This window comes from Phenylobacterium sp. (genome assembly GCF_041920015.1).
Lineage (GTDB): Bacteria > Pseudomonadota > Alphaproteobacteria > Caulobacterales > Caulobacteraceae > Phenylobacterium.
The window spans coordinates 1-16,991 of the sequence record NZ_JAYRST010000066.1 but is presented as its reverse complement, the minus strand read 5'-3'; the positions used below and the strand labels follow the sequence as shown (position 1 = coordinate 16,991).

The 16,991-nt window shown below is 67.7% G+C and carries 17 protein-coding genes; 8 read left to right on the top strand and 9 right to left on the bottom strand.

The window, feature by feature from the left end:
- Both rpoD and dnaG read right to left on the bottom strand, forming a co-directional pair.
- A partial coding sequence (rpoD, locus tag ACE3TL_RS12990; RefSeq protein WP_374579107.1) for an RNA polymerase sigma factor RpoD occupies positions 1 to 1,528 on the bottom strand: 1,528 nt, incomplete at its 3' end.
- A gap of 83 nt (positions 1,529 to 1,611) precedes the next feature.
- A complete protein-coding gene (dnaG, locus tag ACE3TL_RS12985) occupies positions 1,612 to 3,513 on the bottom strand; it encodes a DNA primase (protein WP_374579106.1) in 1,902 nt (633 codons plus the stop codon).
- 100 nt (positions 3,514 to 3,613) lie between these two features.
- Between dnaG and ACE3TL_RS12980 the strand changes: the two genes are divergently transcribed.
- Positions 3,614 to 4,549: a DUF808 domain-containing protein gene (locus tag ACE3TL_RS12980; protein WP_374579105.1), complete on the top strand. Its 936-nt coding sequence runs from the start codon at positions 3,614 to 3,616 to the stop codon at positions 4,547 to 4,549.
- Here the strand turns inward: ACE3TL_RS12980 and sigJ are convergent.
- The 4 genes from sigJ to ACE3TL_RS12960 form a co-directional block, all read right to left on the bottom strand.
- On the bottom strand, positions 4,546 to 5,415 hold the full coding sequence (gene sigJ, locus ACE3TL_RS12975) for an RNA polymerase sigma factor SigJ (RefSeq protein WP_374579104.1): 870 nt from the start codon (positions 5,413 to 5,415) through the stop codon (positions 4,546 to 4,548). The genes ACE3TL_RS12980 and sigJ overlap by 4 nt on opposite strands.
- A gap of 11 nt (positions 5,416 to 5,426) precedes the next feature.
- A complete protein-coding gene (locus tag ACE3TL_RS12970) occupies positions 5,427 to 5,978 on the bottom strand; it encodes a hypothetical protein (RefSeq protein ID WP_374579103.1) in 552 nt (183 codons plus the stop codon).
- 9 nt (positions 5,979 to 5,987) lie between these two features.
- Positions 5,988 to 6,368, bottom strand: a complete 381-nt coding sequence (locus ACE3TL_RS12965; RefSeq protein ID WP_374579102.1) for a hypothetical protein — start codon at positions 6,366 to 6,368, stop codon at positions 5,988 to 5,990.
- Between the two features lie 71 nt (positions 6,369 to 6,439).
- Positions 6,440 to 7,135, bottom strand: a complete 696-nt coding sequence (locus ACE3TL_RS12960; RefSeq protein ID WP_374579101.1) for an HAD family hydrolase — start codon at positions 7,133 to 7,135, stop codon at positions 6,440 to 6,442.
- Positions 7,136 to 7,307: 172 nt separating this feature from the next.
- Between ACE3TL_RS12960 and carA the strand changes: the two genes are divergently transcribed.
- Complete coding sequence (carA, locus tag ACE3TL_RS12955; RefSeq protein ID WP_374579100.1) at positions 7,308 to 8,480, top strand: glutamine-hydrolyzing carbamoyl-phosphate synthase small subunit; 1,173 nt, start codon at positions 7,308 to 7,310, stop codon at positions 8,478 to 8,480.
- 4 nt (positions 8,481 to 8,484) lie between these two features.
- Here carA and ACE3TL_RS12950 read toward each other — a convergent pair whose 3' ends face one another.
- The 3 genes from ACE3TL_RS12950 to ACE3TL_RS12940 form a co-directional block, all read right to left on the bottom strand.
- Positions 8,485 to 8,958, bottom strand: coding sequence for a YbjN domain-containing protein (locus tag ACE3TL_RS12950; RefSeq protein WP_374579099.1), 474 nt, complete (start codon positions 8,956 to 8,958; stop codon positions 8,485 to 8,487).
- A gap of 86 nt (positions 8,959 to 9,044) precedes the next feature.
- Positions 9,045 to 9,767: an anti-sigma factor domain-containing protein gene (locus ACE3TL_RS12945; protein WP_374579098.1), complete on the bottom strand. Its 723-nt coding sequence runs from the start codon at positions 9,765 to 9,767 to the stop codon at positions 9,045 to 9,047.
- A complete protein-coding gene (locus tag ACE3TL_RS12940) occupies positions 9,764 to 10,315 on the bottom strand; it encodes a sigma-70 family RNA polymerase sigma factor (protein WP_374579097.1) in 552 nt (183 codons plus the stop codon). Before ACE3TL_RS12940 ends, ACE3TL_RS12945 begins: the two co-directional genes overlap by 4 nt.
- 268 nt (positions 10,316 to 10,583) lie before the next feature.
- Between ACE3TL_RS12940 and ACE3TL_RS12935 the strand changes: the two genes are divergently transcribed.
- The 6 genes from ACE3TL_RS12935 to greA form a co-directional block, all read left to right on the top strand.
- Complete coding sequence (locus ACE3TL_RS12935; protein ID WP_183774102.1) at positions 10,584 to 10,790, top strand: cold-shock protein; 207 nt, start codon at positions 10,584 to 10,586, stop codon at positions 10,788 to 10,790.
- Positions 10,791 to 10,982: 192 nt separating this feature from the next.
- Positions 10,983 to 14,273, top strand: coding sequence for a carbamoyl-phosphate synthase large subunit (carB, locus tag ACE3TL_RS12930; protein ID WP_374579096.1), 3,291 nt, complete (start codon positions 10,983 to 10,985; stop codon positions 14,271 to 14,273).
- Between the two features lie 278 nt (positions 14,274 to 14,551).
- Entirely contained in the window at positions 14,552 to 14,716 is a 165-nt protein-coding gene (locus tag ACE3TL_RS12925) for a hypothetical protein (protein WP_374579095.1), read from the top strand.
- 308 nt (positions 14,717 to 15,024) lie between these two features.
- Complete coding sequence (locus ACE3TL_RS12920; protein ID WP_374579094.1) at positions 15,025 to 15,822, top strand: SDR family NAD(P)-dependent oxidoreductase; 798 nt, start codon at positions 15,025 to 15,027, stop codon at positions 15,820 to 15,822.
- 57 nt (positions 15,823 to 15,879) lie between these two features.
- On the top strand, positions 15,880 to 16,380 hold the full coding sequence (locus ACE3TL_RS12915; RefSeq protein ID WP_374579093.1) for an AAA family ATPase: 501 nt from the start codon (positions 15,880 to 15,882) through the stop codon (positions 16,378 to 16,380).
- Between the two features lie 170 nt (positions 16,381 to 16,550).
- Positions 16,551 to 16,991 (top strand): transcription elongation factor GreA (gene greA / locus ACE3TL_RS12910; protein ID WP_374579092.1); only part of this gene is annotated, 441 nt, incomplete at its 3' end.

The following is a 16,991-nucleotide window of genomic DNA, read 5'->3' as shown; positions in this document are numbered from 1 at the left end:
GCTCGCGGCCGATCTCGTGCAGCATCTGGCGGCTGGTGCGGACGATCTTGTTGATCGTCTCGATCATGTGCACCGGGATACGGATGGTCCGCGCCTGGTCGGCGATCGAGCGGGTGATCGCCTGACGGATCCACCAGGTCGCATAGGTCGAGAACTTGTAGCCGCGGCGATACTCGAACTTGTCGACCGCCTTCATCAGGCCGATGTTGCCTTCCTGAATGAGATCAAGGAATTGCAGGCCGCGGTTCGTGTACTTCTTGGCAATCGAGATCACCAGGCGCAGATTGGCCTCGACCATTTCCTTCTTGGCTTGGCGCGCCTCGCGCTCGCCCTTCTGCACGGTCTGGACGATGCGTCGATAGTCGTCGATTGGCACGCCGGTCTCGGTGGCCAGGGCGGCGATCTCGTGGCGGATGTCGCCGATCTGGCTGGCGTCGTTCTCCACGAACTTGGTCCAGCGCACGCCCAGCGGCTTCACCTGGTCGGTCCAGTTCGGCGACAGCTCCTGGCCGAAATAGGCCTTGAGGAACTCGCTGCGCGAGATGCCGTAGCTGTCGGCCAGGCGCAGCAGCCGCCCTTCCAGGCCCATCAGGCGCTTGTTGATCGCATAGAGCTGTTCGACCAGCGCCTCGATGCGGTTGTTGTTCAGCTTCAGCGTCTTCAGGTGCTGGACGATGGTCAGCGAGGCGGTGGTGTAGGCCTTGCGGTCGTCGTCCGAGAGGTCCTCGCCTTTTAGCCGCTTGCCGACCAGCTTTTCCTGCAGGGCGCGGAAAGCATCGAACTCGGCGGCGATCGCGTCGAGGGTCGCCATGACCCCTTCGCGCAGCTCGCCTTCCATGGCGCTGATGGTCGGGCCGGCGCCGTCATCGAAATCGTCGTCGTCATCGCCCTCGGCCTTGGCCGCGGCTTCGCCGTCCTCGGCGGTCTCTTCCTCTTCGGACTCGGCCTCGCCGCCGCCCATCTCGGCGGCCGCGGCGTTGGCGCCGCCATAGGTCTGTTCAAGGTCGATGACCTCGCGCAGCAGGATACGGCCAGAGCCAAGCTCCTCGCGCCACACCATGATGGCCTCGAAGGTCAGCGCGCTTTCGCACAGGCCGCGGATCATGGTGTCGCGGCCGGCCTCGATGCGCTTGGCGATGGCGATCTCGCCCTCGCGCGACAGCAGCTCCACCGAACCCATTTCGCGCAGATACATGCGCACCGGGTCGTCGGTGCGGTCGTAGGCCGGCTCCTTGGCCGTCTCGACCACCGCGGTCTCCTCGCGGACCGCGACCTCGCCGCCCTCGGCGTCCTCTTCGGCCTCGACGACGTTGACGCCCATTTCCGACAGCATGGCCAAGGTGTCTTCGATGGCCTCGGAGGTCACTTCCTCCGATGGCAGCACCTTGTTCAACTCGTCCATGGTGACGTAGCCGCGGGCTTTCGCCTGCTTGATGAACTTCTTTACGCCGGCGTCGGTGAGGTCGAGCAGCGGGCCGTCGCCGCCGGTCGTTTCCGTGGTTTCCGCTTCAGCCGTGTTGGTGCTCATCTAGGTCTCCGGATTTCGGCGAAGTCCCTCTCACGAGGACAACGCCGAAGATGCTTCAATAGCGGCAAGACGGTCGTATTCCTCTACGACCCTTCTTCCGCCCAAATCGTTCCCGTTCTGATCGCGCGTTTCAGTGTGTCGCGTTCGCCTTTCAGACGCTCGAGTGCTTCCATATCGGATCGACCGCTAAGGTTTCCCTTTGCGGACGCGATAGCCTCGTCGAGCGCCGCCAGCCTCGAAAGGCTCGCGAAAGCTTGCGACCACTGGGATTTAGCGACTTCGAGGGAGACATCCGGTTTCAGGATGGGCGCGCCCGATTTCGCAGCGGCCCGGTCGATGTCTGTCAACAGCGCATTAAACCCGCAAGACGCCAGATGGCGCGCGAGAGTCGCGGTGTCAAGATGATCGGCGTCCAAACGGAAACGGATGATCTCCGCCGTCAAGGGCTCCAGCGCCGGATCGGCGAAGCCCTTGGAGAGAAACGCGTTCTCCAGATGCTCGTCCAGCACGCCCGGCTCGGCCAGCGCATATTTGACCAGAGCGGCGGCGAACGGGTCCAGCGACTGGGCCAAACGTCGGGCCGCCGCACGCCCGGCCTCGGTGGGCGCCGGGTCGATCCAGTCCCGGCCCGCACCACGCCAACCCCTTGATCCACCACGACTTCCCCGCTCGAAGCGGCCGACAGCGCCATTGGCCGATCGCGGCTGCGGGCCGCTGGCGTCGAAGCGCTCCAGCAAGGCCTCCTTGTAGGCCTGTTGCAAATCCTTGTCGGCGATCGAGGCGGCTGCGTGGCGCAGGCGGCTCTTGAAGCCGGCCCTCCGCTCGGGCGTATCCAGCGGCTCCAGATCGTGCTCGCGGGTGAACAGCGCTTCGACGAACGGCGTTGTCTGCGACAACTGAGCGCGGAGCGCGGCGGCCCCCTGCTCGCGCAAGACCTCATCCGGGTCCTTGCCGCCCTCCACCAGGGCGAATCGGAAGCTCTTGCCCGGCTTGAGCAGCGGCAGCGCCCGGTCGATGGCGCGCGAAGCCGCCTGCCGCCCGGCCCGGTCGCCGTCGAAACAGAGCGTCGGCTCCGGATGCAGCCGCCAGAGCATCTCCATCTGGTCTTCGGTCAGGGCCGTGCCCAGGGGCGCCACCGCCGCGACCCCCGCCCTCTGGCAGGCGATGGCGTCCATATAGCCCTCGACCACCACCAGCGGCGGATTTTCCCCGCTCGGCGCCGCGCCCAGGATCTTGCGCGCCTCGCCCGCGCCATAGAGCGTGCGGCCCTTGTGGAAAAGCGGACTCTCCGGGCCGTTCAGGTACTTGGCGCGGGCCTGCGGGTCCATCGCCCTGCCGCCGAACGACAGGATGCGCCCGCGATGGTCGGCGATGGGGAAGATGATGCGGTCGCGGAAGCGGTCATAGGGGGAGCCCCCCTCCTCCGGCGCGATCAGCAGGCCGGCCTCGATCAGTTCGCCCGGCCTGGCCCCCTTGGTGATCAGGTAGTCCTTCAGCGCCGTGCGCCCGGATGGCGAAAAGCCCAGCCGGAACCGCGCCCATTCGCCTTCAGGCAGGCCGCGCCGTTCCAGATAGGCGCGCGCCTCTCTGCCCTCCGGCCGGCGCAGCGCCCCTTCGAACCACTGGGCGGCCGCCTCCATCCAGTCGGACAGGCCCTGGCGCTGGCGCTCCTGGGCGGCCGACTGCGGATCGGGCGCCGGCATGGGCAGGCCAGCCTCGGCCGCCAGCCGCTCCACCGCCTCCATGAAGGTCAGCCGCTCGGTCTCCTGCAGGAAGGTGATCAGGTCGCCGTTCTTGCCCGACGAGAAGTCGAAGAACTGGCCCTTCTCGTCGTTCACATAGAACGAAGGCGTCTTTTCCTTGTTGAAGGGCGACAGGCCGACATACTCCCGCCCCTGCTTGCGTAGCTTCACCGTCCGCCCGATCACGTCGGAGGGGCGGAGGCGGGATTTGATCTCGTCCAGGAAATGTTCGTCGACGCGCACGCTTCATCATAGGCGAGGTGCGGGCGAAGCGCGACAATCGCGCTTTACGCAAGCCGGCCCAGCCCCTACCGACGCGCGAGGTTCGGGAACGGAGAGTTCGATGGCTTCAGGGCTTTTTGCTCTGCTCGACGATGTCGCCGGCATCGCCAAGATCGCGGCGGCCTCCATCGACGACGTGGCCGGCGCGGCCGGCAAGGCGGGCTCCAAGGCCGCCGGCGTGGTGGTCGACGATACTGCGGTGACTCCAGGCTACGCCATGGGCTTCACCCCCGACCGCGAACTGCCGATCGTGATGAAGATCGCCATCGGCTCGCTGCGCAACAAGCTCGTCTTCCTGCTGCCGGGCGCGCTGCTGCTCAGCGCCTTCGCCCCCTGGGGGATCACGCCGCTGCTGATGCTCGGCGGCTCCTACCTCTGCTTCGAGGCGGCCGAGAAGATCATCGAGGCCGTCAGCGGCCATGACGAGACCGACGAACCGCACGAACTGGCCCTCAGCGCCAAGGAGCTGGAGAAGCAGAAGGTCGACGGGGCGATCCGCACCGATTTCATCCTGTCGGGCGAGATCATGGCCATCTCCCTGGCTACGGTCGCCGATCGGCCGCTGGCCGTGCAGGCAGGCGCCCTGGTGCTGGTCGGCATAGGCATCACCGCGGGGGTCTATGGCGTCGTCGGCCTGATCGTGAAGATGGACGACATCGGCCTGCACCTGGCCAAGGCCAGGACCTCGGGCGGCCGGGCGCTGGGCCGCCTCATGGTGCGCGCCATGCCGGTGGTGATGGACTGGCTGACCACCATCGGCACCGCGGCCATGCTGTGGGTCGGCGGCGGCATCATCGTCCACGGACTGGAGCACTTCGGCCTGACCCCGATCCCGCATTGGGCCGAGGCCTTCTCGCACTGGGCCGGCAAGGCGCCGGGCGTCGGCGCGATCACCGGCTGGACCGCCATGGCGCTCGCCTCCGCCGTTGTCGGCATGGCGGTCGGCGGCGCCATCGCCGCGGCGCTGCATCTGTTTCCGAAGAGGAAGCCGCGCTAGATCGCCGGCAGCCGGGTCAGCTTGTCGGGATTGCGCACCATGTAGATGGCGGCCAGACGGCCGTCCTCTCCCGGCTGGAAGGCGAGGGTCATCGGCCCGTCCTCACGCTCCATGATCACGCCCGGATAACCGTTGATCCGCACGGCCCGGAAGCGGAGCGGCCAGAGCGCCGCGCCGCCAGAGCGCCAGGAGAGGCCCTCCAGCAGCCGCAAGATGTCCTCGCGTCCGATCAGTGGGCGCAAGGACGCAACGCGCTTGCCGCCGCCGTCGGTCACCATCACCGCGTCCTGCACCAGCACCGCCGACAGCGCCGCCATGTCGCCCTGGGCGGCCGCGGCCACGAAGGCGGCGGCCAGCCTGGCGGCCTCCGCCTCGCTGACCGTGAAGCGCGGCCGGTTGGCCCTGACGTGGGCGCGGGCCCGGACGGCCAGTTGGCGCACGGCCGCCTCATTGCGTCCCAAGGTCTCGGCGATGGCGCCGTAGTCCTCGTCGAACACGTCATGCAGCAGGAACACCGCCCGCTCCAGCGGCGAGAGCCGCTGCAACGCCAGCAGAAAGGCCACCGAGACGTCCTCGGCACGCTCCAGCGGATCGACGCTCAGTTCCTCGATCAGCGGTTCGGGCAGCCAGGGGCCACGATAGGCCTCGCGCTGGACCTTGGCCGAGCGCAGGCGGTCGATGCAGAGCCGGCTCACCGCACGCACCAGCCAGCCGGCCGGATCGCGCACGTCCTCGTCCGTCCGCGTCCAGCGCAGCCAGGCGTCCTGCACCACGTCCTCGGCCTCGGCCACCGAGCCGAGCATGCGGTAAGCCAACCGGACCAGGCGCGGTCGCTCGGCCTCGAAGGCGTCGACGTCTGCGGTCATGGCGCCCAGTCTTACGCGGCCAACGGGGCGCGGGCCACCGGGGCGGCGACGCCCTCGACTACGACCCTGGAGCAGGCCTTGCCGTGGCCCAGGGCGTATTTCAGCGTGGGGTACATGCGCCCGGTGGTGAGCGCTAGGCCGATGGCGTTCAGTCCGGCCCCGCCCCACCGCGCCACGATCTCGTCACGCAGCGGATCGGCGGTCTCCATGTCGCGGGCCAGGCTCGCCCGTGCGAACCGCCAGGCCAGCCCCGCATCAGCGCCCATCGCCGCCTCCTCCCCGGCCAGCAGGGCGCGCAGAACCTGCGGGGAGACGCCCTGAGCCTCGGCCATGTCGACCACGATCTGGGTGCAGGGGCCGCAGTCCTCGGCCAGGGTTCCGACCAGCTTGGCCGCCGCGATCGCCTCGGCTGGCGCGGCTTTTGCGTCGACCATGCCGGAAACCAGGCTGAAGCGGATGAAGCTGCCGGGGCTGGCCGCCAAAAGCTGGCGCATATAGCCGGCGTCATAGCCCCAAAGGCGCTCGAAGCGATCGATCTGACGGGCGAGAATGGCTTTCAGCATGGGCGTCTCTCAGGCTTTCGGACGGGAGAGGATGGCGATGACCGCGGCGAGCAGGGCCGGGGCGTAGACCCCCGGCAGGTCGCGGATCGCATTGGCGAGCGGGTCGGCCGAACAACTGGCGTCGAAGACGTGAACCCCGGCGTGCAGCCCCAGGAACGCCGCACCCGCGGCAAGGGCGGGCCAGCCCTGCACGGGCCGGGCTGCGAACCAGCCCAGGCCGACGGCCGCGACCAGATAGGCTGCGCCGATGTCCCTGACGAAATGCGGATTGTAGGGGCCCGTGGCCGGCACGCCGGGTACGGCGCCGTACCACCAGAAGGACGCAAACAACATGGCCAGCGCGTTGAGCGCGAGCACCAGGGCCATAGCGGCGGCGAGGATGCGCGACATAGGCTTTCTCCGGACCATCTGGAGGCAGGACGGTCCGGGCGCGGCGTCTGTGACATCCGCCGCCGAAAAAGTCAGCCCAGGTTCGCGATCCAGTCCGGCAGATCGCGGATCGAGGCCAGTTCGACGAAGCGTGGGTGGCCCTCGGGCGCATCGGCCATTTCATGCGCCCAGGTCAGCGGATAGGGCACATGGGCGCCGTAGGCCCCGGCCTCGATGGCCGGCAGGATGTCCGAGCGCATGGAATTGCCACACATCACCGCCTCCTCCGCCCCGGTGCCGTGACGGGAAAAGACGCGAGCGTAGGTCGAGGCGTCCTTTTCGCTGACGATCTCGACCGCGGCGAACAGGTCGCCCAGGCCCGAGGCGGCCAGCTTCTGCTCCTGATGCAGCAGGTCGCCCTTGGTGATCAGCAGCAGGCGATAGCGCTGCGAAAGCGCCGCCAGGGTGTCGTCCACCCCCGGCAGCGGCTCGACCGGCTCGGTCAGCATCTCGCGGCCGACCGCCAGGATTTCGCGGATCACCCGGCTGGGCGCCTCGCCGCCGGTCAGTTCCATGGCGGTCTCGATCATCGAGAGGGTGAACCCCTTCACCCCATAGCCATAGAGTCGCAGGTTGCGCTTCTCGACCTCGGCCAGACGCTGCTCCAGCACGTCCTTGTCGGCGACGTCGGACAACAGTTCCGAGAACCGGTCATGCGTCAGGCGGAATATGGTTTCGTTGTGCCAAAGCGTGTCGTCGGCGTCGAGGCCGACCGTGGTGATGCTCATGGCCGCTGGAATAACCGCTGACGCTGGAAAAGCGAGCCCCACCAGCCGACGCATTGACCCGCCGGTCGGGACTCATTACCTACGCCGCCGTTTGCCGAAAAGCGGACAGGATTTTGCACTCGGGCCCAGGCTTCGGGTGTAAGAGCATGCGCCAACCGAAGGAGCCTGAACGATGACCACCGAACTCCTCCCTGGCGTCACCGGCGTCCTGGTGCTGGCGGACGGGACCGTCCTGCAGGGGATCGGCGTCGGCGCGACCGGCGATGCGGTCGGCGAGGTGTGCTTCAACACCGCCATGACCGGCTATCAGGAAATCCTGACCGACCCGTCCTACATGTCCCAGATCGTCGCCTTCACCTTCCCGCACATGGGCAATGTGGGGGTGAACGTGCAGGACATCGAGCAGATGTCGGGCTCGGCTGAGACTGCGGCGCGCGGCGCGATCTTCCGCGACGTTCCGACCGCCCCGGCCAACTGGCGCTCCGACGGCGACCTCGACGCCTGGATGAAGCGGCGCGGCGTCATCGGCATCGCCGGCGTCGACACTCGGGCCCTCACCCGCGCGATCCGCGAGAACGGCATGCCGCACGGCGTCATCGCCCATTCGCCCGACGGCAAGTTCGACATTCCCGCCCTGCTGGAAAAGGCCAAATCCTGGGCCGGCCTCGAAGGCGCGGACCTGGCCAAGGACGCCTCGTGCCTGCAGCCCTTCGTCTATGACGAAGGCCTCTGGAACTGGCCGGAGGGCTATGAGAAGCCGGCCGCCCAGCCCAAGTACGAGGTCGTGGTCCTCGACTATGGCGTCAAGCGCAACATCCTGCGCGCCCTCACCTCGATCGGCGCCCGCGTGACGGTGGTGCCGGCCAAGACCAGCGCCGAGGAGGTGCTGGCCCGCAAGCCGGACGGGGTGCTGCTGTCCAACGGGCCGGGCGATCCGGCCGCCACCGGCGAATATGCGGTGCCCGAGATCCAGAAGCTGGTCGCCAGCGGCACGCCGGTGTTCGGCATCTGCCTGGGCCACCAGATGATGGCCCTCGCCCTGGGCGCCAAGACCATGAAGATGGACCAGGGCCACCACGGCGCGAACCATCCGGTCAAGGACGTCACCACCGGCAAGGTGGAGATCGTCTCGATGAACCACGGCTTCACCGTCGACCGCGACAGCCTGCCCGATGCGGTGGTCGAGACCCACGTCTCGCTGTTCGACGGCACCAACGCCGGCATCGCGGTGAAGGACAAGCCGGTGTTCTCGGTCCAGCACCACCCGGAGGCTTCGCCCGGACCGACGGACTCGCTCTACCTGTTCGAGCGGTTCGCCGGCTACATGGACGCGGCGCGGAAGTAGCGGCCTACTTCCAGCCGGCCATTTCCTTCATGTCCGGCAGGAACATCAGCCAGACGCCGAAATTGTCGTCCAGGGCCTCGCGGGTGCCGCCGGGGCTCAGGTTGATGTCGTAGGTGAACCAGGGGTCGCCCTCCTCGTCGAGGAAGCAGTCGACGAAGCGCTTGTTGGTGTTCCAGTCGTTGGCCTTCTGCAGGGTCAGCTTCTCGTCCAGATTGAAGCCGGCGATCATCTGGATCGAGGCGCAACGATCCTTCTTGCAATCATAGAGGTGGATTTCGAAATTCACCCCGTCGGCGGCGCTGCGCAGATAGTCCTCGCCGTCCTCCCTGGCTTTCTCGGCCTTGTAGCCGCTGTCCAGCAGCCAGGTCTGGACTTCCTTCACGGTCATCCCGTCGGCAGGCAACGGCGCGGCGCGGGCCACGCCGGCGCCCGCAAGAACACAGGCCGCGCCGACGGCGGCGAGAAGCAGCGATTTCATGAACAGGCCCTCTGAACGCTTCGTGTCACAGCTTTAGGTGGTTCGCTGGCGGTAAGGAACTGCGGTTCGATGGGCGCAGGCTCCGCCTATAGCCGCGCCAGCCGGCCGATGGCGGCGACCGGTCCCGAGGGCCCGGCCGATTTCGATCCGCCACGGGGTTCGATGGAGACCGCCAACGAGGCGCCCTCCACCGTCATCTGCGCCATCGGCTCGGACATCGGCATCGCCTGGGGCGTTTCGGAATCGATCATGCCGAGCGAACGCGGCTTGCCGTCAGCGGGGATCAGCCAGAGTTCGTGACTGTGATCGGGATCGATCCGGGGCTCGGTCAGGGCGGCGACCAGGATCGCCTTCCGCTCCGGATCGTAGGCGGCCAGGAACAGCGGCTGGCCGCTGGCGCCCATCAGCCGCGCATTCATCATCGGCGCCATCGGCGGACGCTGGACGATCACCTGCGGCGGATGCGAGGCCATGAAGATCAGGCCCGCCATGCAAGCCGCGCTCATCGCCACGCCGGCCAGGCTCGCCGTCCGCCAGAAGCGCAGCCGGCGCCGCATCCCTGCGGCGTTGTCGTTGGCGGCCAGCCTGCGCTCGATCCGCGCCCACAACCCGGCCGGCGGCGGGACCGCCTCGACCTCTTCGGCCAGCGGCGCCAGGCGCAGCCGCCACGCATCCACCTCGGCGGCGAAGGACGGGTCGCGCGCCATCCTCGCCTCGGCGACGGCGCGCTCGCGCGCGGTCAGCACGCCCAGCGCATGTTCCGCCGCCAGGGCTTCGTCACCCGGGGGCTCGGGTCCAAGGTCGCTCATCGTTCCAGACACGCCCTCAGCTTCAGGAGGCCCCGGCGAACCCAGCTCTTCACCGTCCCCAGCGGCGCGCCCAACCGGTGGGCCAGCGCCTCGTAGGTGACGCCCTCATAGAAGGCCGTGCGGATCACCGCGGCGGCGCGCTCGTCCAGTTCCGACAGGCAGCGGCTCAGCGCCGCGCCGTCCTGGGCGGCCGCCACCAGCGCATCGGCCCGGGGCGCGCCGTCTTCGATTTCCATGTCCTCAACCGGTTCGGCGAAGGCCAGCGGCCCCCGGGCGCGCAACCGGTCGATGGCGCGGTTGCGGGCGATGGTCGAGATCCACGCCATGACGCTGGCCCGGCTCGCCTCGAAGCGGTCGGCCCGTCGCCAGATCGTCAGATAGACCTCCTGCAGCACGTCTTCGCTCTCGTCGCGGTCGGAGAGGATACGAAGGCAGACGCCGAAAAGCTTCGCCGAGGTCGCTTGATAGAGCCCTCGCAAGGCGGCGCGATCACCGGAGGCGATACGCGCCATCAGGTCGGCAAGCGGGTCTGCGGCGGTCGCGGGCACGGCCTCAGGCTGCCGCAGTTCAACCCCGGCCGCAAAGGAAAAGGGACGCCGAGAAGCCGCGTCGGCGCGGCCCTCGCCTCCCTCCGGATCGCCTTGCGGAGCCAGCGGAACCGCGATACCGTTCGAGTGTCAAACTCGTATGGTTCGGCTGATTTTCGACGCTCCATCTCTCCGGCGCTCCGAACCTGCTCCCCGACCCACCCCGATCTTTGATGCGCAACCCAAACGGCTTGGGCTGCGGAACGACTTACCAAGGACGGCACTTCTTATGGCTACCGGCACTGTGAAATGGTTCAACGGAACCAAGGGCTACGGCTTCATTCAACCGGACGACGGCGGCGCCGACATCTTCGTCCACATCTCGGCGGTTGAACGCGCCGGGCTTCGCAGCCTCAACGAAGGTCAGAAGATCACCTACGAACTCGAGCAGGATCGTCGCAGCGGCAAGATGGCCGCCGGGAACCTGCAGGTCTAAGCAGTTCCGCAAAGGGCCTCAAAACCCTTGCATCGAAACGGCTGCGGGCCGGCGGAAACGCCGGCCCGTTTTCGTGTGCGGCACACGCCGCTTGCGCAGGGGCGACTCCCCCTCTAAACGGCCCTCTTAACCTGCAGTTTGATCGGGACCGGGCGCGCTGGAATGTGCGACCGCCCTTGCGCGCGAGTAGACATGCCGAAACGCACTGACATCTCTTCGATCCTCATCATCGGCGCCGGGCCGATCGTGATCGGACAGGCCTGCGAGTTCGACTATTCGGGCGTCCAGGCCTGCAAGGCCTTGCGCGCCGAGGGCTACCGCATCGTGCTGGTCAACTCGAACCCGGCCACGATCATGACCGACCCGGACGTGGCCGACGCCACCTATGTCGAGCCGATCACGCCGGAAATGGTCGAAAAGATCATCGCCAAGGAGCGCCCCGACGCCCTGCTGCCGACCATGGGCGGCCAGACCGCGCTGAACACCGCCCTGGCCCTGGAGGCTTCCGGCGCGCTGGCCAAGTACGGGGTCGAGATGATCGGCGCGAAGGCCGAGGTCATCGACAAGGCCGAGGACCGCCAGAAGTTCCGCGACGCCATGGACAAGCTGGGCCTGGAGAGCCCCCGCTCCAAGGCCGCCCACACGATGGACGAGGCCATGGAGGGCCTGGAGTTCGTCGGCCTGCCGGCGATCGTCCGCCCGTCCTTCACCCTGGCCGGCACCGGCGGCGGCGTCGCCTACAACGTCGAGGAATTCAAGGAGATCGTCGAGCGCGGCCTCGACCTCTCCCCGACCACCGAGGTTCTGATCGAGGAAAGCGTCCTCGGCTGGAAGGAGTATGAGATGGAGGTCGTCCGCGACAAGGCGGACAACTGCATCATCGTCTGCTCCATCGAGAACATCGACCCGATGGGCGTCCACACCGGCGACTCCATCACCGTCGCCCCGGCGCTGACCCTGACCGACAAGGAATACCAGCGCATGCGGGCGGCCTCGATCGCCGTGCTGCGCGAGATCGGCGTCGAGACCGGCGGCTCCAACGTGCAGTTCGCCGTGAACCCCGCCGACGGCCGCATGGTGGTCATCGAGATGAACCCGCGGGTGTCGCGTTCCTCGGCTCTGGCCTCCAAGGCCACGGGCTTCCCGATCGCCAAGGTCGCCGCGCGCCTGGCCGTCGGCTACACGCTCGACGAGTTGATGAACGACATCACCGGAGCCACCCCGGCCTCGTTCGAACCCAGCATCGACTACGTCGTCACCAAGATTCCCCGCTTCGCCTTCGAGAAGTATCCGGGCTCGGAGCCCTATCTCACCACCGCCATGAAGTCGGTCGGCGAGGTGATGGCCATCGGCCGCACCTTCGCCGAAAGCCTGCAGAAGGCCCTGCGCGGCCTGGAGACCGGCCTCACCGGCCTCGACGAGATCGAGATCGAGGGCGCCCACGATCCGGAGACCGGCCGCGCCGCGGTGATCCGCGCCCTGGGCAATCCGACCCCCGACCGCCTGCGCGTCATCGCCCAGGCCTTCCGTCACGGCCTGTCGGTCGAGGAGGTCAACGGAGCCTGCTTCTACGAGCCGTGGTTCTTGCGCCAGATCGAGGCGCTGGTCGCCGCCGAGGCCGGCGTGCGCGACAAGGGCCTGCCCGCCACCGCCGCCGAGTTCCGCGCCCTCAAGGCCATGGGCTTCTCCGACGCGCGCCTGGCCAAGCTGACCCACACCACCGAGGCCGAGGTGCGCGAGCAGCGCAGGGCCCACGGCGTTCGCCCGGTCTTCAAGCGCATCGATAGCTGCGCCGGCGAGTTCCGCGCCGCCACGCCCTACATGTACTCGACCTACGAGACCGGCGCGCTTGGCCAGATCCCCGAGTGCGAGAGCGAGCCGAGCGAGCGCAGGAAGGCGATCATCCTCGGCGGCGGCCCGAACCGGATCGGCCAGGGCATCGAGTTCGACTATTGCTGCTGCCATGCGGCCTTCGCCCTGGAAGACCTCGACGTCGAGTCGATCATGGTCAACTGCAACCCCGAGACCGTCTCGACCGACTACGACACCTCCGACCGCCTCTATTTCGAGCCGCTGACGGCCGAGGACGTGCTGGAGCTGATCGCCGTCGAACAGGCGCGCGGCGAACTGCTGGGCGTCATCGTCCAGTTCGGCGGGCAGACCCCGCTGAAGCTGGCCAAGCCGCTCGAGGACGCCGGCATCCCGATCCTCGGCACCAGCCCCGACGCCATCGACCTGGCCGAAGACCGCGAGCGCTTCCAGCAACTGCTGCACAAGCTGAAGATCGCCCAGCCGGTCAACGCTATCGCCCGCTCGGGCGAGGAGGCGTTCGAGGCCGCCCACAAGGTCGGCTATCCGGTCGTCATCCGCCCCTCTTACGTGCTGGGCGGCCGCGCCATGGAGATCGTCCGCGACGACGAGCAGCTCGACCGCTACATCAAGACTGCGGTGCAGGTGTCGGGTGACAGCCCGGTCCTGATCGACCAGTACCTCAGCCGCGCCACCGAGGTGGACGTCGACGCCCTCTGCGACGACGCCGGCCAGGTCTTCGTCGCCGGGGTGATGGAGCACATCGAGGAAGCCGGCGTGCACTCGGGCGACAGCGCCTGCTCCCTGCCGCCCTTCTCGCTCAAGGCCGAGACCATCGCCGAGTTGAAGCGCCAGACCGAGGCCATGGCCAAGGCCCTGGAGGTGCGCGGCCTGATGAACGTGCAGTTCGCGATCGAGGAGCCGCACTCGGACGCTCCGCGCATCTACGTTCTGGAGGTGAATCCGCGCGCCAGCCGCACGGTGCCGTTCGTCGCCAAGACCATCGGCCGGCCGCTGGCCTCCATCGCCGCCAAGCTGATGACCGGCGAGAAGCTGGCCAGCTTCGACCTGACCGAGAAGCCCTACGACCACATCGCGGTGAAGGAGGCGGTCTTCCCGTTCGCCCGCTTCGCCGGCGTCGACACGGTGCTGGGGCCCGAAATGCGCTCGACCGGCGAGGTCATGGGCCTGGACTGGATCCGCTCCGGCGAGACGGCCGGCGCCGCCTTCGCGCGCGCCTTCGCCAAGAGCCAGCTCGGCGGCGGGGTGAAGCTGCCCAAGGCCGGCAAGGTGTTCGTCTCGGTGAAGGACGCCGACAAACCGTGGATTCTGGAACCGGTCAGGCTGCTGATCGGCCAGGGCTTCAAGATCGTCGCCACCGCCGGCACCGGCGGCTACCTGGCCGAGCAGGGCCTGGAGGTCGAACAGGTCAAGAAGGTGCTGGAAGGCCGCCCTCATATCGTCGACGCCATGAAGAACGGCGAGATACAGCTCGTCTTCAACACCACCGAGGGCAAGCAGTCCCTGGCCGACTCCTTCGAGATTCGCCGCACCGCCCTGATGATGAAGACCCCGTATTTCACCACCACGGCTGGCGCCCTGGCGGCAGCCCAGGCCATCGCGGCGACCGTCGAGGACACGCTCGACGTGCGCCCGTTGCAGAGCTACGCCTGAGTCCTGCGAGGGGCGGCCGCCGCCCCTTCGCACCATCCAACGGTTGTGTTTCCGGCCTGAAACCGCCTCGCAAACTCAGGTTTGTGAACCACTTAGGTAGAATTGCGGATTGACCGCCCCGGAATCGGGGCGCAACCTCAAAGCGTCGCCTTGCTTCGGCAGGCGCGTAGTGGGCGCGTTCCGGCGGCCCCTGATGACCAGCCGGTCGGCCCGCATGGGCGCCTGTCGCGGTGTGGCGGAGGACGTGTCCTCTGAAACAGCGTGCGAAGGGAAACGCCATGCAAACCGGACACCACGAGGGTGAGGTCCACCATCACAAGGACAGACATCTGCTGGAGCGCTTCGAGGGGTATACAGACCTTATCGTCGTGGGGCTGATCATCGCCCTGGGCGCAGCCATGCTGATCGGACTTCTCACCGCCAACGGCAAGGTCACCTGGTAGACCCTCGCCACGCTATCGCGGGGTGCGGCGGCCTGTAGGGCCAACTCGGCCTGGCCGCCGTACGCCTCCCCAAGCTACCGCCTGATCACCTCCGGTGATCGTCCGGCGTGCTTGGCCCATGAGGGCCCTTGCGCCCTCTTCCCGGTCCCGTCAGCCGACGGCCGGGTTTCGTGCGTACTCAATCTTGCTCGATATCGCCCGCGTGCGTCAGCCTGCGAATGCGGAGGCTGGCTTCGGGCGCGGACCTGAGCTAGGCCTAAGCTCAACTAAACAACGATCACTCAGATCGATCACTCAGGGAGCAAGGCATGGCCGGTCGGGTCGAAGGCAAGGTGGCGCTGGTCACAGGCGGGGCGAGCGGCATCGGCCGCGGATGCGCCGAACGGCTGGCTCAGGAAGGCGCCGTCATCGTCGTCACCGACCTGCAGGATGAAAAGGGCGCCGAAACCGTCGCCGCCATCGAAGCCATGGGCGCCAAGGCCAGCTACCTGCATCACGACGTCACCTCCGAACAGGCCTGGATCGACGTCATCGCCGCCATCAAGGCCCAGCACGGCCGCTTGGACGTCCTGGTCAACAACGCCGGCATCGGCATCGGCGGCTCGGTCCTGACCATGACCCTGGCCGACTTCCAGAAGCAGACCGCGGTCAATCTCGACGGGGTGTTCCTGGGCGTGAAGCACTCGATCCCGCTGATGCGCGAGAACGGCGGCGGCTCGATCATCAACATGTCGTCGGTGGCCGGGCTGAAAGGCTCGGCGATCCTCGCCGGCTATTGCGCGACCAAGGGCGGAGTGCGCCTCTTCACCAAGGCCGTGGCCATGGAATGCGCCAACGCCAAAGACGGCGTGCGGGTGAACTCGGTCCATCCAGGCATCATCGAAACTCCCATCTGGGACACCATCGTCGGCACCGGCGAGGTCGGCGACAACGCCCGTCCCCCGCGCGGCGCGGCACTGGACGCCATGAGCGCCGAGGGCGTGCCCCTCGGCGTCAAGGGCTATCCCGAGGACATCGCCAACGGCGTCCTCTGGCTGGCCTCCGACGAGAGCCGCTATGTCACCGGCGCCGAACTGGTGATCGACGGCGGCCTTTCGGTGAAATAGGCGCCTCGGCCCCCTTGGGGCGTTTCCGAACCTTTGGAAATGCTCTAGGGGGCGTCCATGTCCGCTACGCTGCACGTCATCTTCGGGCCCTCGGGGGCCGGCAAGTCCACCTACGCCAAGGACTTGGCGCGCCGCGAGCCGGCTGTCCACTTCGCCATCGACGACTGGATGGCGCGCCTGTTCGCGGCCGACATGCCCGACCCCATCGAGTTCGACTGGATGATGGAGCGGGTCGAGCGCTGCGAGGCTCAGATATGGTCGACCGCCGCCGGCGTCATCGCCGCCGGGACCTCCGTGGTGCTGGACCTCGGCCTCATGCGCCGTTCCGACCGCGCCCGCGTGGCCGAGATCGCCCAGGCGGTGGAGTTGCCGCTGCAGTTCCACTTCGTCACCGCCCCGCAGGAGGTGCGCCGGACCCGCGTACTGGAGCGCAACGAGGTTCGCGGCGAGACCTTCGCCATCGGGGTCACGCCCGAGATGTTCGACTTCATCGAAGGCGTCTACGAAGCCCCCGACGCGCAGGAGTTGGTGGGGGCGATCGTCTCCGAAAGCGCCTGACCGCCGCCGAAAATCGCTGTCGCCCACAGGGTTCATGCGGCCGCGAAGGCGTCCCATCAGGGCGCGCCCTTGAGTTTTTGCGCCGCCGCATCTACCCTCCATCCCCCCGGACGCCTGCGCCCGCGGCCGGCACGAACTCCTAAAAGGGCGGATTCGAGTCCTCATCCACGATGGAAAAAGTCCCGATGACCGCCGAGGGCTGGCAAGCTCTCGACGATGAACTGAAGCGTTTGAAGACCGTCGAGCGGCCCGCCGTGATCGCTGCGATCGCCGAAGCGCGCTCGCACGGCGACCTCTCGGAAAATGCGGAGTATCACGCCGCCAAGGAGCGGCAAGGCTGGATCGAAGGCCAGATCGCCGAGATCGAGGACAGGATGGCCCGCGCCCAGGTCATCGACGTCTCCAAGCTGAGCGGTTCCCAGGTGAAGTTCGGCGCCACCGTCTCGGTCGTCGACGAGGACACCGAGGAGGAGGCCCGCTACCAGATCGTCGGCGAACACGAGGCGGACGTGAAGCAGGGCAAGATCTCCATCGTCTCGCCCCTAGCTCGCGCCATGATCGGCAAGGAGACCGGCGACGTGGTCGAGGTGAACACCCCCGGCGGCGGCAAG

Coding starts and splice junctions, on each gene's coding strand:
- ACE3TL_RS12965 (WP_374579102.1), bottom strand. CDS start 6,368: ATGTCGCGCATCCTCGCCGCCGCTATGGCCCTGGTGCTCGCGCTCAAC.
- carB (WP_374579096.1), top strand. CDS start 10,983: ATGCCGAAACGCACTGACATCTCTTCGATCCTCATCATCGGCGCCGGG.
- ACE3TL_RS12935 (WP_183774102.1), top strand. CDS start 10,584: ATGGCTACCGGCACTGTGAAATGGTTCAACGGAACCAAGGGCTACGGC.
- ACE3TL_RS12960 (WP_374579101.1), bottom strand. CDS start 7,135: ATGAGCATCACCACGGTCGGCCTCGACGCCGACGACACGCTTTGGCAC.
- ACE3TL_RS12915 (WP_374579093.1), top strand. CDS start 15,880: ATGTCCGCTACGCTGCACGTCATCTTCGGGCCCTCGGGGGCCGGCAAG.
- ACE3TL_RS12970 (WP_374579103.1), bottom strand. CDS start 5,978: ATGCTGAAAGCCATTCTCGCCCGTCAGATCGATCGCTTCGAGCGCCTT.
- ACE3TL_RS12945 (WP_374579098.1), bottom strand. CDS start 9,767: ATGAGCGACCTTGGACCCGAGCCCCCGGGTGACGAAGCCCTGGCGGCG.
- carA (WP_374579100.1), top strand. CDS start 7,308: ATGACCACCGAACTCCTCCCTGGCGTCACCGGCGTCCTGGTGCTGGCG.
- ACE3TL_RS12950 (WP_374579099.1), bottom strand. CDS start 8,958: ATGAAATCGCTGCTTCTCGCCGCCGTCGGCGCGGCCTGTGTTCTTGCG.
- ACE3TL_RS12920 (WP_374579094.1), top strand. CDS start 15,025: ATGGCCGGTCGGGTCGAAGGCAAGGTGGCGCTGGTCACAGGCGGGGCG.
- ACE3TL_RS12980 (WP_374579105.1), top strand. CDS start 3,614: ATGGCTTCAGGGCTTTTTGCTCTGCTCGACGATGTCGCCGGCATCGCC.
- ACE3TL_RS12925 (WP_374579095.1), top strand. CDS start 14,552: ATGCAAACCGGACACCACGAGGGTGAGGTCCACCATCACAAGGACAGA.
- sigJ (WP_374579104.1), bottom strand. CDS start 5,415: ATGACCGCAGACGTCGACGCCTTCGAGGCCGAGCGACCGCGCCTGGTC.